Here is a 13278-nt window from a genome sequence, read left to right as displayed (position 1 = left end):
TGGTCCCTGGTTGGTGGTTTGAGCAGGATTTGCTACTCATTGGCGCGAACCGGGCATTGTCTGCTGACGATGCGGGCAGCGTCGGTTTGACTTGCAAATCCTGCTCAAACCAGGGGTGCGGCAGACGCCAAAAGGCCCCGGGAACTCCCGGGGCCCTTCCATAGTTGCGGACGGTGGTGTCAGTAAGCGACACCCGCGGCCTTGGCGGCTGCCAGACGCTGGGCGACGTCTGCCCAGTTGACCACGTTCCACCAGGCGTTGACGTAGTCGCCCTTCACGTTCTTGTACTGCAGGTAGAAGGCGTGCTCCCACATGTCGAGCTGCAGGATCGGAAGCTGGCCGACGGGCAGGTTGCCCTGCTGGTCGAACAGCTGGTTGATGTTGAGGCGCTGGCCAAGCGTGTCCCACACCAGCATCGACCAACCCGAACCCTGGATGCCGTTGGCGACGGCGTTGAACTGCTTCTTGAAGCCGTCGAACGAGCCGAAGAACTCGCCGATCGCATCGGCCACGTCACCGGTGGGCTCGCCGCCGCCGTCGGGCGACATGTTCTTCCAGAACACCGAGTGGTTGATGTGGCCACCGAGGTGGAACGCCAGGTCCTTCTCCAGCTTGTTCACGGCGCCGAGGTTGCCCGACTCACGGGCGTCCGCCAGCTGCTCGAGCGCGGCGTTGGCGCCAGCGACGTAGGCGGCATGGTGCTTGCTGTGGTGCAGCTCCATGATCTCGGGGGCGATGTGTGGGGCGAGCGCGCTGTAGTCGTAGGGGAGATCCGGGAGGGTGTAGGTCATTGGTTTACTCCTTCGAATGAACTCGCGCCGGTTCCGACGCGCTGACTTCATCCATCCTATGCCCCACCAGAGCCCCGCTAAACATGTGCCCGCAACACCCTGAAGCCCTTGGCCGAGGCGATCCGCTCTGTCGGATGGCCCTGCTCGACAAGCCATCGCTGCAGTGAATCCGCGCCGAGGTTCCGCCCCACCACCAGATAGGCGACGCCCTCAGGGCGAAGCCGGCCGAGCCACGTTAGCAACAGCTCGTGCAGGGCCTCCTTCCCGATCCGGATCGGGGGATTCGACCAGATCTCGTCGTAGAGCACGTCGGCGGGCACCTCGTCAGGAGTCATCGCCTGAACCCGGTCGCCCACGCCGTGCCTGGCCGCGTTGAGCCCGGTGAGCTCGACGGCGCGCTCGTTGACGTCGATCGCGTCGACGCTGACCCCGGGCGACGCCAGCGCGAGGCCGACGGCGATGGTGCCGACGCCGCAGCCCAGGTCGAGCACCCGACCGGTGATGGGAGGCTCGACCTCGCGCAACAGGACCGAGGTGCCGAGGTCCAGCCGGTCTCCGGAGAACACGCCCGAAGCCGACAGGAACGTCAATTCTCGGCCGAAGACCCGCGCCTCGAACTCGTGTGTGACGAGTGGCTCATCGGGCGTCACGAAGTAGTGGCTCATATCTCCTCCAAGGTGCGTACGTTGCGGGCCTCGGCCGCCCGCTCCGCCAACCGGTCCTCTGCCGGGTAGCCGACCGCCTCGAGCGTAAGCCCCGCCGCGGGCATCACCAGCACGTCCGAATGCCGGTGGCCGGTCGCGGCCACCTCCTCCAACCAGGCCAGGTTGCGCCGTCCACCCGCAACGGCCGTGAGCGCCCCCACAAGGGACCGGACCATGGAATGGCAGAACGCGTCCGCCTGCAACCAGATCTCGATCACCCCGTCTGGGCGTCGCACGGCCCCCAACTCGCGCAGTTCGCGGATGGTTGTGGCGCCCTCCCTGGGCCTGCAGAATGGGGCGAAATCCCTGAGTCCGAGCACCGTGGCGGCCGCCGCGTTGAGGGCCCCGGGATCCAGGTGGAAGGGCAATCGGGCGATGTGCCCCCGAAGGAGAGGATCTGCGAACTCGCCGTCGTCGACGACCCGGTAACAGTATCTGCGCCAGATCGCGGAGAACCTCGCATCGAAACCGTCAGGGGCGGGCCGCACCCGTCGGACCACGACGTCGTGGGGGAGCACGCGCCGCAGCCTGCGCTCCAGGTCGGCCGAGGGATCCCCGTCGAGATCGACGTCGACGTGGCACACCTGCGCCCTCGCGTGCACACCGGCGTCGGTGCGCCCCGCCACCACGACGGACGGTGGCCGATCCAGGCGGAGGACCTGCCCGATCCACGGCTCGAGCACGCCTTGTACCGTGCGGAGGCCCGGTTGGGTCGCCCAACCGTGGAAGTCGGTGCCGTCGTAGGCCAGATCAATCCTGAGGCGCATCGCGCCTCCGGTAGGTGAGGTCGTAGACGGTGCGTCCCGCGGCCAGCCCCTTGGCCTCGTACTTGGTCACCGGCCGCTCGGCAAGCCGCGGCGCCCAGCCGCCGTGGATGTTCTCCAGGAGCGGCGCCCCGTCCAGGTGCTCGCGCATCCAGAGTGCGTAATCCTCCCAGTCGGTCGCAAGCCGCCACAGGCCCCCCGGCGCCAGTTTGTTGACGACGACATCGGCGAAGTCGCGGCCGACCAACCGCCGCTTGTGGTGCCGCTTCTTGTGCCACGGGTCGGCGAAGAACGTCCACAGCTCGCTGACGGCCCCGTCGTCGAAGAGCGTTGCCAACCCTTGGGCGCCGTCGGCGACGACCAGTCGGACGTTGGTCGCGCCGTCCCTTGCGATGCGGCCGAGCGCCGAGGCGACCGCCGGCTCGAACACCTCGAACGCCACGACGTCGGACCCGGGGCGCCCAGCCGCCATCGGCACCAGCGAATCGCCCCCGCCGGAGCCGATCTCGACGATCAACGGGGCGGAGCGACCGAACTCCGAGGCCCAGTCGACCCGTGCATCCGCCGCGATCGAGGTCGACAACTCGGCGCGCGGCACGGTGACCACGAACTCGTCGTGGTGTCGGGTCCAGGATCTGACCTGCGACTCGTTCATCCGGGTGCTGCGGCGCACGAAGCTGACGACATCGCGATGCAGGCGGGGTGGAAGCGGGTCCATCCCAACAGGGTAGTGCCGCGTGAGTTGTCGCCACCAACCAGCCGCCGACCTCCGTAGAATGGGCCTCCAACGAGTTGGAAGGAAACGTCAATGCGGACTTTGCTCAACGTCATCTGGGTTGTCCTCGGGGGATTCTGGCTCGCCCTCGGCTATTTCGTCGCGGGCATCATCGCCTGCATCTTCATCGTCACGATCCCGGCCGGGGTCGCATCATTCCGCATGGCGCGCTACGTGCTGCTGCCGTTCGGCCGCACGGTGGTGAAGAAGCCCGGCGCCGGGGCAGGATCGAAGATCATGAACTTCCTCTGGTTCATCATCGCCGGATGGTGGCTCGCGCTCATCCACATCGGGACGGCCCTCGCGCAGACCATCACCATCGTCGGCATCGCCAACGCCTGGGTGAGCCTCAAGATGATCCCCGTGACGTGCTTCCCGTTCGGCAAGGAGATCGTCAGCAGCGGCGGGGTGCTCTGAGGCTCACAGCGCCAGTTCGTTCCAACGGCCGGGTTCACGCAACGTTGCCATCTTGGCGGTGACCCCCTCCGCGCCGATGCTGGCGACGCACACCAGGAGCGTCTGGGTGGGGAAGCCGTGCGGCCGGTTGTCGCGGATGATCGCCCGGTCGTCGGTAGCGCCCACCAGCGTCGTGTGGGCCAGCACGTCGATCCAGTCGACCCACCAGCGTTCCCCCTCGGTCGGGGCCCCCGCGAACGCGTCGAGCCATGCCGCGACCCTCGCCGTGCCGAGGTCGTCGACGTCGTCGTGGGCGACCATGTGGGTCCCAGGCGCAAGGTCGACGGTGCGCGGCGACCCGGACTCCCAGGATGTGATCCGCACGTTGGAGCGGTCAGCCACCACCAGGTTGAATCCGAGGGTGGTGAGCGGATTTGGGAGCGGGTGCCCGGCTAGGGCATCCAGCACGAGGGAGCCGCGGGAGGTGGGTACCGCGACGGTGGAGCCGCCTGCCCGGTTGAGCAGCACCGCCAGCCGTCGGTCGTCGTGTGCCAGCCAGGCGCCGCCCGCCAGTTCGTCCAGCACTCCCCGCACGCCGTCGCGTTCGGGCCACCACGGGCCGAGCGGACGCCACGGGCGGTGAGGGTCCTCGTCCCTTACTGCCAGGATCCGGACGGTCGGGTTTTCCGGCTCCGGGACGCGAATCACGACGGTGCACATGCCGGGCAGCGTACCCGGATGGAAGAATCGGAGCCATGTTCATCGTCCTGGGAGTCACCGGCGGGATCGCCGCCTACAAGAGTGTCCAACTGGCGCGGCTGTTGATCGCCGACGGTCACGAGGTCCACGTCGTCCCCACAGAAGACGCGCTGCGGTTCGTCGGGTTGCCCACCTGGGAGGCGATCAGCCGCAACCCGGTGACCACCTCCGTACACGACGATGTGCCCCGGGTGCGGCATGTGGCGTTGGGCCAGCGGGCCGACCTGGTGGTCGTCGCGCCCGCCACCGCCAACACGATCGCAGCCATGGCCGCCGGGCTGGCCTCTGACCTGCTCGGCACGACCCTCCTGGCCACCGAGGCGCCCGTCCTGATGGCTCCGGCGATGCACACCCAGATGTGGTTCCACCCCGCGACCGTGGCGAACATGGCGACGCTTCGGGCCAGGGGTGTGCAGGTGGTCGGCCCGGACGACGGCGAGCTGACGGGCGGGGACTCGGGGCCGGGGCGTATGAGTGAACCCGAGGCGATCCATGCCCGTATCGAAGAGATGCTCGGTACCCGCCGCGACTTGGAAGGGCTGACGGTCGCGGTGTCGGCCGGTGGCACGCGGGAGCCGCTCGACCCCGTCCGCTACCTCGGGAACCGGTCGAGTGGGAGACAGGGGGTGGCGATCGCTGCCGCCGCGGCCGCGCGGGGCGCGCGGGTTCTGCTGGCCGCGGCCAATGTCGAGGACTCGGTCCTCGCGGGTGCAGGGCCGGGCGTAGAGGTCGTCACGGCCGGCACCGCCGCAGATTTGGGGGCGGTCATGCGCGAGGCGGCAGAGCGCGCCGATGTGATCGTGATGGCGGCCGCGGTGGCCGACTTCCGCCCAGTCGGGGTTTCGCAGGGAAAGCTGACGAAGGAGGACGGCGGCCTGAGCGCGATCCAACTCGTCGAGAACGAGGACATCCTCGCGGGGCTGGCTGCGAGGCGCAGGGCGGGTCAGGCCATCGTCGGGTTCGCGGCGGAGACCGGGCACGGCGATGAACTGCTGCAACGCGGCCGTAGGAAGCGGCGCCGCAAGGGCGCCGACCTGCTGGCGATCAACGAGGTGGGCTGGTCGAAGGGGTTCGAAACCGCGGACAACCACCTCGTCGTGATCGACTCATCCGACGAGGTGGTTGCCGATGTGGCGGGTTCGAAGCGCATCGTCGCCGATGCGCTCCTCGACGCCGTCACCGCCTGGCGGGCCAGAGCTCCTCTGGCATGAGGTCGTAGCCGTCGAACTGGCGGGTGAAGGAGCCGGTGCCCTGCGCGAGCCCCCGCAAGTCGATCGGGTAGCTGATCAACTCGATCTGGGGCACCAGCGCCTCGACGGTCGCGTGGCCGGCCCCGTCCAGGTCGCTGCCCTGCACCTGGGCGCGGCGCGACCCGAGGTCGGTCAGCACGGCGCCGAGGTAACCGTCGGCCACCTTGACCCGCACCCGGTCGACCGGTTCCAGCACCCCGACGCTGCCCTTGCCCGCGGCATCACGGAGGGCCAGCTGACCCGAGACCTGGAACGCCATGTCGGACGAATCGACCGAATGGGCCTTGCCGTCGTAGAGGGTCACGCGGATGTCGACGGTGGGGACCCCAAACGTGGTGCCCTGCGCCATCTGCTGTGCGAGGCCCTTCTCCACGGAGGCGATGTAGGCGCGCGGCACGGCACCCCCGACGACCTTGTCGACGAACTCAAAGCCCGACCCGCGCTCCAGGGGCGTCACCTCAACATTGCAGACGGCGTACTGACCGTGCCCGCCCGACTGCTTGACGTTGCGGCCGAGGCCCCTGATGGGCTCGAGGAACGTCTCCCGAAGTGGTACCCGAACCGGCTCTTCGTCGACCTTCAGGCCCAGCTTCTCGCGAAGATGCGAGAGGATCAGATCCTTCTGCGCCTGCCCCATCACCCAGAGCACCTGCTGCTCGGTCTCGGAGTTTCGCTCCAGTCGGATCGTCGAATCCTCCACGCACAGACGGTGGAGCGCGCCGGTCAGCTTGTCGGAATCGCCCCGGCTGGGGGAGCTGAGCGCCACCGGCAGAAGCGGGGTCGGCAGTTCCCACGGTTCGACCAGCGCGGGTCGCTCCAGCGCCGACAGAGTGTCGCCGGTGTCGGCCTTCGACAGCCTGGTGACGAGCACGATCTCACCGGCGATCGCCTCCTTCAGCGTCGCGAACTCCAGACCAGCAGGTGCCGAGATCGGCCCGACCCGCTCCTCGTCGTCGTGGTCCGGGTGAAGGGGGTCCGGATCCGCGCCCAGCAGTTCCCGATGCCCCGAGACGTGCACCACGTCGTCGGGTCTGATCCGGCCGGAGAAGATGCGCACCAGCGCGGTGCGGCCCGAATAGTTGTCTGACGTGGTGCGGATCACCTGAGCCACCAGTGGGGCGTCCGGGTCGCAGGCCAACGGTGGCAGCGTCGCTCCGTTCGGCGTGGTCACGTCGGGGGCGGGGTGCGCGGTCGGGGGCGGGAAGCCCTTCTCAACCCAGCGCAGCAGCTCCTCTGTCCCTTTGTCGCTGGTCGTGTGCGCGGGAAGCAGAGGGAAGAAGCGGGCCCCGATGACGGCTCGTTGCAGCGACCGGTGCGCCTCATCGACGGCGATCTCCTCGCCTTCCAGGTATCGATCCATGAGGTCGTCGTCCTGCACCTCGGTGATGATCGCCTCAAGCAGTGGTGCGCGCCTCTCGTCGATCAGAACCAACTCGTCGGCGGTTGCGGCGCGGGAGACGCGTGTTCCGCTGGAGTAGTCGTGTGCGCGCTTGTTCAGCAGCGACAGGTTGCCCACATTGGCGCCGCCCTGGGTCAACGGGATGAGCGCCGGGATGACGCCTTCCCCGAAGGTCGTCAGACACGCCTCGACCATCTCGTCGAAAGTGGCGCGTCCCTGGTCGAGTTTTGTGATGGCGATGATGCGGGGCATAGCCACCTGGTTGCACTCCTCCCAGAGTGCCACCGTCGTCGGATCGATGTCGTCGCCTGCCGCGACCACGAAGATCGCCGCGTCAGCGGCCCGAAGACCGGCGCGCAACTCGCCGACGAAGTCGGGGTGCCCCGGCGCGTCCAGGAGATTGATCTGAACGTCCATCGCCGGAATGGAGGCAAGGGTCAGGGACGCCCCGCGCTCCGGGGTGTCCTTCTCCCCACGGTACCCGTCGATGCGGGCCCGTAGGAGGTGTTCGAAGAGGGTCGTTTTACCTGAGCCGCTGGCGCCGATGAGTACGACATTGCGCACATCATCCGGCGACGTCACGGCTATCTGGGTGCTCGTCTTTGAGGCCATACCTCAGAGTAGTGCCCTTCGGTTTGGCGATGTGGGCGGCCTCGGGTAACCTGCTCAGGCTGCCGATCGACGATGGATTTTGCGCTCAGGCGTTTGCCGAACTAAGCTAGGTAGCTGTTGCGCGCAGGGTGGCCTGAGCGGCCCTGGTGCCGATGTCGCCAGCGCACCGCAAACTGTTTTTATTGAATGGAAGTTGGTCTGCCTCCGTGTCTACGTACACCCCGAAGCCAGGCGAAATCGCCCGGAACTGGCATGTGATCGACGCCGAGGACGTTGTCCTCGGTCGTCTGGCCGTGGCCGCTGCGACCCTGCTGCGGGGCAAGCACAAGGCCACCTACGCCCCCCACGTCGACGGCGGCGACTTCGTCGTCATCGTCAACGCCTCCAAGATCGCCCTCACCGGCGACAAGGCAACCAAGTCGATGCGCTACTCGCACTCGGGTCGCCCGGGTGGCCTGAAGGCCGTCCCGATCGGTGAGATGCTGGAGAAGGATCCTCGCAAGGCCGTCGAGCGTGCCGTGTGGGGGATGCTGCCGAAGAATAAGCTGAGCCGTCAGCTGATCGGCAAGCTCAAGGTCTACGCCGGCCCCGAGCACCCGCACGCTGCACAGAAGCCGCAGCCCTACGAGATCACCCAGATCGCCCAGTGAGTGAGAACCAGATGACTGAGAACGTCGAAGAGACCGTCGCAGAAGAGATCACGCCCTTCGTTGACGAGCAGGACCGCGAGATCGCCTACCGCTCCGACTCGAACCCGGCAGCAGCCGCAGGCGTCGACGTGCGTCCCGCCGTCGTGGCCCCGGGCTACGGCACGGGTCGTCGCAAGGAGGCCGTCGCCCGCGTCCGGATCGTTCCCGGCACCGGCGCATGGAAGATCAACGGTCGCACCCTCGAGGAGTACTTCCCGAACAAGGTGCACCAGCAGCACGCCAGCGATCCGTTCAAGGTGGCAGGCGTCGATGGCTCCTATGACGTGATCGCACGCATCAATGGTGGCGGCATCACCGGTCAGGCAGGAGCGCTCCGACTTGGGGTGGCCCGCGCCCTCAACCAGGTCGACGCCGAGGCCTCGCGCCCCGCCCTCAAGAAGGCCGGCATGCTGACCCGCGACGCGCGTGTCATCGAGCGCAAGAAGGCCGGTCTCAAGAAGGCCCGCAAGGCCCCGCAGTACAGCAAGCGCTGATTCAGCAACAAAATGCCCATCCCTTCCGGGGATGGGCATTTTGTGTTTGTTGGCTGCCGCGCGCTGCGAGCCGGTGGGTCGCTCAGTAGTTCCGAGCGTTTGGGCTAGGGTGTTCTGCGTGGCAAGACTTTTTGGTACCGACGGCGTCCGTGGTGTCGCGAATGATGAGCTGACCGCCGAGTTGGCACTCGATCTCTCGGTGGCGGCGGCGCACATCCTGGGGGAGGCGGGTGCCTTCTCAGGGCACCGACCCACCGCGCTCGTGGGGCGCGACCCGCGCGCCAGCGGCGAGTTTCTAGAGGCTGCGGTCGTTGCAGGTCTGGCCTCGGCCGGCGTGGATGTGATCCGGTTGGGTGTGCTCCCGACCCCGGCGGTCGCGTTCCTGGTCAACGACACGTCGGCCGATCTGGGTGTGATGATCTCCGCCTCCCACAACCCGATGCCGGACAATGGGATCAAGTTCTTCTCCAAGGGGGGCGTCAAGCTCGACGACTACCTCGAGGATGCCATCGAGGCGCGCATGGGGGAGACCTGGAACCGGCCCATCGGCGATGCCGTCGGCCGTGTCAGGACGGATCTGGGAGCTGTGGACCGCTACGTCGACCATCTCGTGATGTCCCTTGGCGAGGGCGCTTCCCTGGCCGGGCTGAAGGTCGTTATCGACTGCGCCCACGGCGCGGCCTCCACCACCGCCGTCCAGGCGTTCACGGCGCTCGGGGCGGAAACCGTCGCGATCCATGCGCAGCCGGACGGGCTCAACATCAACGATCACGCCGGGTCGACACACATGGCGGCGGTCACCGCACGCGTCATCTCGGAGGGGGCCGACCTGGGCATCGCGCTCGACGGCGACGCCGACCGCTGCATGGCGATCGACGCCGAGGGCAACCTGGTAGACGGAGACAAGATCCTCGCCGTCCTCGCGATCGCGATGAAGGAGGAGCACCGCCTGCACTCCGACACCCTGGTCGCCACCGTGATGAGCAACCTGGGGCTCACCAACGCGATGCGCGAACATGGCATCCGGGTCGATCAGACGAAGGTCGGCGACAGGTATGTGCTGGAATCCATGAACGCGAACGGTTTCGCCCTGGGCGGCGAACAGTCCGGCCATGTGATCATCTCCGAGTTCGCCAACACCGGCGACGGTACCCTCACCGGTCTTCACCTGGCGGCCCGGATGCTCGCAACCGGCAAGTCGCTGCGCGAACTCGCGTCGGTGATGACGGTGCTGCCGCAGGTGGTCATCAACGTGCGCGGTGTCGACAAGCTGCGTGCAGGTATCGACAATGAGGTGCAGTCGGCCGTCACAGCTGCCGCGAAGCGACTCGGCAACACCGGACGGGTGCTCCTGCGACCCTCGGGCACCGAGCCGGTGGTGCGCGTGATGGTCGAGGCTCCGACGCAGGACGAGGCGAAGGAACTGGCGGAGGCTTTGGCCGCCAAAGTGAAGGAGCGTCTCGCGCTCTGATCCGATAGTAGGGTGGGGTCGACCCAACTGGATAAAGGACCGCTGAATGCTCGCCGACCCCGCCGCCCAACGCACGCTGCTGACCCTCGCAGATCTCGATTCCGAGGTCGCCCGAGTGCAGCATGCGGCCCGCAGCCTACCGCAGCACAAGGCGATCGCCTCGTTGATGGAGGCGAGGCAGGCGGTCACCGACGAGCTGGTCGCCTCCAGCATCGAGGTCGACGACCTAGGGGTCGCCGTCTCGAAGGCCGAGGCCGATCTCGCCCCAGTCAAGGCGAGGCTGGTCCGCAACCAGCAACGGGTCGACGACGGCTCCGTCAGCGACCCGAAGATTCTGCGGTCTCTGACCGATGAGGTGGCTCACCTCACCCGGCGAATCTCCGAGTTGGAGGACGCCGAACTCGAACTGATGAGTCAGTTGGAGGAGGCCACCGCCCATCGGGACAAGATCGCGGCGCAGAAGGCCGAAGTCGAAACAAGGCTCCGTGACGAGGTCGCCGGCCGCGACGTGGCGGTGGGGAAGCTACGCAAGGAGGCGGCCGACCTGGCCGAGACGCGGGCACCGATCGCGGGCAGGATCCCCGCTGACCTTCTCGGGTTGTACGAGAAGCTGCGGAAGTCTTCGGGACTGGGTGCGGCCGCGGTGAAGTCCGGACGCTGCGGAGGCTGCCAACTGCAGCTGACCCCTGCCGACCTCGATGCCTACCGCCGCTCGCCTGTTGACCAGGTGCTGCGGTGCGTCGAGTGCGACCGGATCCTGGTGCGCACCCCCGAGTCCGGTATCTGATGCCTGCGGCCCACATCGCGGCGGCCGAGGTACCTGCGGCCCTTCGCGATGGTCTGGGCCGACTGCAGGCCAGGCTCGGCCTGCCGACCTCGTTTCCGCCGGGTGTGCTGGCTGAGGCCGAGGCGGTCGCAAGGTTGCCACTCGACGGCCACGTCGACCGTACCGACGTCGAGTTCGTGACGATCGACCCTGCCAACTCGACTGATCTTGACCAGGCGCTGCAGCTCGAACGGGACGACGACGGGTTCCTCGTCCGATACGCCATCGCGGACGTCGGCCACTTCGTGCTGCCGAATACGGCGCTGGAAGCGGAGACCCACCGCCGCGGTCAGACGAAATACGCGCCGGGAGCGCGGATCCCGCTGCACCCGGAGTCGCTGAGCGAGCATACGGCGTCATTGCTGGCCGACGGAGTGCCCCGGCCCGCGATGCTCTGGGAGTTGCAGCTGGATGCCGACGGCGAATTACGTGACGTGGCGCTCACCCGGGCGCTGGTGCGCAGCAGGGCGAAGCTGAGCTACGACGGAGTCTGGGCCGACATGGTCGCGGGCACGCCGCACCCCAGCATCGAACTGTTACCCACGGTGGGTCGGCTGCGACAGCAGCGAGAGATCGACAGGGGTGGCGTCTCGCTGAACCTGCCCGAGCAGGAGATAGTCCAGCGCAACGGCACCTGGGCGCTGGAGTTCCGTACGATGGCGCCGGTTGAGAACTGGAATGCGCAGATCTCGCTCCTGACGGGGTTCGCGGCCGCCCGGACGATGCTGGACGCCAAGGTCGGAATCCTGCGGACACTTCCCGCGGCGCAGCAGTGGACGCTGGAGAAGCTGCGCCGCACGGCGCGTACCCTCGGCGTCGTGTGGCGCGAAGGGGTCAGCTACCCCGACTTCGTCAGGGCGCTTTCACCGGAGGTACCGGCCCAGTTGGCGGTCCTCACGAAGTGCACCACGGTGTTCCGGGGAGCCGGCTATGTGGCATTCAACGGCGAACTCCCCATAGGCAATTTTCAGCATGCCGCCCTCGCCGCCCCGTACGCACACACCACCGCCCCGTTGCGTCGCCTCGTCGACCGCTACGTCCTGGAGGTCTGCCACAGCCTGTTCAACGGGCTTCCCATTCCGGCCTGGGCCACAGACGGGTTGGGGGTGCTGCCGGAGGAGATGGCCGAATCGGGACGCAGCGCGAAAGCCTACGAGGCGGGAGTGATCGACCTCACCGAGGCCTTGGTGCTGTCATCGAGGGTCGGCGAGATCTTCGTCGGCGTGGTCACCGACGTCAATCCCAAGACCGGGGTCGGAACGGTGCAGATCGCCGACCCCGCGGTCGAGCTCAAGGTCGCTGCGAAGGCGAAGGAGATCGGAAGCGAAGTCAGGGTGCGGATAGACAGGGTTGACTTGCGCGATGGCAGGGTCACGGCCACCCGCCCGAACTGACCGGGCAACGATGCCGCGCATCATGGACGTCCATCTCCAGATGTGGGGGTGGCAGATCACCGGATCCGGTGCGCCGCAGCGGGGGCATGATTGATCAGTAGGTTCCTACGCACCTCAAACGATCGGAGCAGTATGAGCCAGACCAGCATCCGGTTCTCGGCCACCCCACAGAAGGTTGGCGACCGGACCATCCTCACGTTGCCGGACGACGCGAGTGCCGCCCTGCCGTCACGTGGGCAGGTCGCCGTGGCCGGGACGATCAACAGTGTCGCGTTTGAGACCGTGGTCGAACCCGACGGCAGACGCGGTCACTGGCTCTCGATCGGCGATGAACTCCTCGGGCTTCTCGCCGATGACCTCAATGAGGCGGAGGTGGAGTTCTCTCCTGTCGGGTCATGGCCGGAGCCGAGCGTCCCGGAGGACCTGCAGGTAGCCCTCGCAGAGGCCCCCGATATCGCTGAAACGTGGAACGACATCACGCCGATGGCGCGCTGGGAATGGGTGCGTTGGGTAAACGCCACCGCCAATCCTGCAACGCGTGAGCGGCGGGTCGAGGTCAGCATCTCCAAACTGCGGGGTGGTAAGCGGAGGCCCTGCTGCTTCGACCTGTCGTCGTGCACCGATCCGGAGGTCTCGAAGAGCGGCAAGTTGAACCTCCCGATGCCCTGATGCGACGCCTCGGGTCATTCCTGGAGCGGTCTTCTGCCCTTGCAGTGTTTCGTTCCTGTCCAATGTGGGCGGGGCTACCGTCGAGTGGGGGTGAGTGCGTGCCTTGGTGTGTGGGTAGTGGCCGATCCTCGTCACGGGACGGATCAGAATCGGCCACTGGTCGATCTTCGAGGGCCGGTTCGGGGTTCGTGGACCCGCGTGCGGACGGCGTCGGCAGGGCATTGGCCCATACTCGACACCAGACCACCCAGAATCGACCACTGGTCGATTTTCGGGGCCGAGTGG

The 13278-nt window shown here is 67.3% G+C and carries 14 protein-coding genes; 8 read left to right on the top strand and 6 right to left on the bottom strand.

The window, feature by feature from the left end; translation table 11 throughout:
* Positions 1-179 precede the first annotated feature (179 nt).
* The 4 genes from BUC15_RS17150 to trmB all read right to left on the bottom strand — a co-directional run bounded on the left by BUC15_RS17150 (position 180) and on the right by trmB (position 2977).
* Complete coding sequence (locus tag BUC15_RS17150; protein WP_084189708.1) at positions 180-791, bottom strand: superoxide dismutase; 612 nt, start codon at positions 789-791, stop codon at positions 180-182.
* Between the two features lie 77 nt (positions 792-868).
* Positions 869-1456: a class I SAM-dependent methyltransferase gene (locus tag BUC15_RS17145; RefSeq protein ID WP_073190788.1), complete on the bottom strand. Its 588-nt coding sequence runs from the start codon at positions 1454-1456 to the stop codon at positions 869-871.
* Entirely contained in the window at positions 1453-2262 is an 810-nt protein-coding gene (gene truA / locus BUC15_RS17140) for a tRNA pseudouridine(38-40) synthase TruA (RefSeq protein ID WP_073190785.1), read from the bottom strand. The genes BUC15_RS17145 and truA overlap by 4 nt, the downstream gene beginning before the upstream one ends.
* Complete coding sequence (gene trmB / locus BUC15_RS17135; protein WP_073190782.1) at positions 2246-2977, bottom strand: tRNA (guanosine(46)-N7)-methyltransferase TrmB; 732 nt, start codon at positions 2975-2977, stop codon at positions 2246-2248. The genes truA and trmB overlap by 17 nt, the downstream gene beginning before the upstream one ends.
* A 90-nt stretch (positions 2978-3067) precedes the next feature.
* On the opposite strand from trmB, the gene BUC15_RS17130 reads away from it, so the two are divergent.
* The gene (locus tag BUC15_RS17130) at positions 3068-3451 is read left to right on the top strand and encodes a YccF domain-containing protein (protein WP_073190779.1); all 384 of its coding nucleotides are present in this window, start codon (positions 3068-3070) and stop codon (positions 3449-3451) included.
* 3 nt (positions 3452-3454) lie between these two features.
* Here the strand turns inward: BUC15_RS17130 and BUC15_RS17125 are convergent, their stop codons facing one another.
* Positions 3455-4150 carry an NRDE family protein gene (locus BUC15_RS17125; protein ID WP_073190776.1) on the bottom strand — a complete coding sequence of 232 codons (696 nt, stop codon included), beginning with the start codon at positions 4148-4150 and terminating at the stop codon, positions 3455-3457.
* 35 nt (positions 4151-4185) lie between these two features.
* On the opposite strand from BUC15_RS17125, the gene coaBC reads away from it, so the two are divergent.
* Entirely contained in the window at positions 4186-5400 is a 1215-nt protein-coding gene (gene coaBC, locus BUC15_RS17120; RefSeq protein ID WP_073190773.1) for a bifunctional phosphopantothenoylcysteine decarboxylase/phosphopantothenate--cysteine ligase CoaBC, read from the top strand.
* Here coaBC and BUC15_RS17115 read toward each other — a convergent pair.
* The gene (locus BUC15_RS17115) at positions 5366-7450 is read right to left on the bottom strand and encodes an elongation factor G-like protein EF-G2 (protein ID WP_073190770.1); all 2085 of its coding nucleotides are present in this window, start codon (positions 7448-7450) and stop codon (positions 5366-5368) included. The two genes, coaBC and BUC15_RS17115, sit on opposite strands and share 35 nt — an antisense overlap.
* Positions 7451-7656: 206 nt before the next feature.
* On the opposite strand from BUC15_RS17115, the gene rplM reads away from it, so the two are divergent.
* The 6 genes from rplM to BUC15_RS17085 all read left to right on the top strand — a co-directional run bounded on the left by rplM (position 7657) and on the right by BUC15_RS17085 (position 12993).
* Positions 7657-8100 (top strand): 50S ribosomal protein L13, encoded by a 444-nt coding sequence (gene rplM, locus BUC15_RS17110; RefSeq protein ID WP_073190766.1) that lies wholly within the window; start codon positions 7657-7659, stop codon positions 8098-8100.
* 11 nt (positions 8101-8111) lie between these two features.
* Positions 8112-8633, top strand: coding sequence for a 30S ribosomal protein S9 (gene rpsI, locus BUC15_RS17105; RefSeq protein WP_073190794.1), 522 nt, complete (start codon positions 8112-8114; stop codon positions 8631-8633).
* Between the two features lie 118 nt (positions 8634-8751).
* On the top strand, positions 8752-10104 hold the full coding sequence (gene glmM, locus BUC15_RS17100; RefSeq protein ID WP_073190764.1) for a phosphoglucosamine mutase: 1353 nt from the start codon (positions 8752-8754) through the stop codon (positions 10102-10104).
* Between the two features lie 46 nt (positions 10105-10150).
* Positions 10151-10891 (top strand): zinc ribbon domain-containing protein, encoded by a 741-nt coding sequence (locus tag BUC15_RS17095; protein WP_073190761.1) that lies wholly within the window; start codon positions 10151-10153, stop codon positions 10889-10891.
* Positions 10891-12324, top strand: coding sequence for an RNB domain-containing ribonuclease (locus BUC15_RS17090; protein ID WP_073190759.1), 1434 nt, complete (start codon positions 10891-10893; stop codon positions 12322-12324). The genes BUC15_RS17095 and BUC15_RS17090 overlap by 1 nt, the downstream gene beginning before the upstream one ends.
* Before the next feature lie 132 nt (positions 12325-12456).
* Positions 12457-12993, top strand: a complete 537-nt coding sequence (locus BUC15_RS17085; protein WP_073190756.1) for a YdeI/OmpD-associated family protein — start codon at positions 12457-12459, stop codon at positions 12991-12993.
* Positions 12994-13278: the final 285 nt, after the last annotated feature.

It is taken from the genome of Tessaracoccus bendigoensis DSM 12906 (genome assembly GCF_900141915.1).
Taxonomy (GTDB): Bacteria; Actinomycetota; Actinomycetes; order Propionibacteriales; family Propionibacteriaceae; genus Arachnia; species Arachnia bendigoensis.
This window is presented reverse-complemented; position numbering and strand designations above follow the sequence as displayed.

Bases quoted from the DNA above. Each gene is read 5' to 3' on its own strand.
- BUC15_RS17125 (WP_073190776.1), bottom strand. From the start codon at position 4,150: ATGTGCACCGTCGTGATTCGCGTCCCGGAGCCGGAAAACCCGACCGTC.
- BUC15_RS17150 (WP_084189708.1), bottom strand. From the start codon at position 791: ATGACCTACACCCTCCCGGATCTCCCCTACGACTACAGCGCGCTCGCC.
- truA (WP_073190785.1), bottom strand. From the start codon at position 2,262: ATGCGCCTCAGGATTGATCTGGCCTACGACGGCACCGACTTCCACGGT.
- BUC15_RS17090 (WP_073190759.1), top strand. From the start codon at position 10,891: ATGCCTGCGGCCCACATCGCGGCGGCCGAGGTACCTGCGGCCCTTCGC.
- BUC15_RS17145 (WP_073190788.1), bottom strand. From the start codon at position 1,456: ATGAGCCACTACTTCGTGACGCCCGATGAGCCACTCGTCACACACGAG.
- coaBC (WP_073190773.1), top strand. From the start codon at position 4,186: ATGTTCATCGTCCTGGGAGTCACCGGCGGGATCGCCGCCTACAAGAGT.
- BUC15_RS17085 (WP_073190756.1), top strand. From the start codon at position 12,457: ATGAGCCAGACCAGCATCCGGTTCTCGGCCACCCCACAGAAGGTTGGC.
- rpsI (WP_073190794.1), top strand. From the start codon at position 8,112: ATGACTGAGAACGTCGAAGAGACCGTCGCAGAAGAGATCACGCCCTTC.
- trmB (WP_073190782.1), bottom strand. From the start codon at position 2,977: ATGGACCCGCTTCCACCCCGCCTGCATCGCGATGTCGTCAGCTTCGTG.
- BUC15_RS17095 (WP_073190761.1), top strand. From the start codon at position 10,151: ATGCTCGCCGACCCCGCCGCCCAACGCACGCTGCTGACCCTCGCAGAT.
- BUC15_RS17115 (WP_073190770.1), bottom strand. From the start codon at position 7,450: ATGGCCTCAAAGACGAGCACCCAGATAGCCGTGACGTCGCCGGATGAT.
- BUC15_RS17130 (WP_073190779.1), top strand. From the start codon at position 3,068: ATGCGGACTTTGCTCAACGTCATCTGGGTTGTCCTCGGGGGATTCTGG.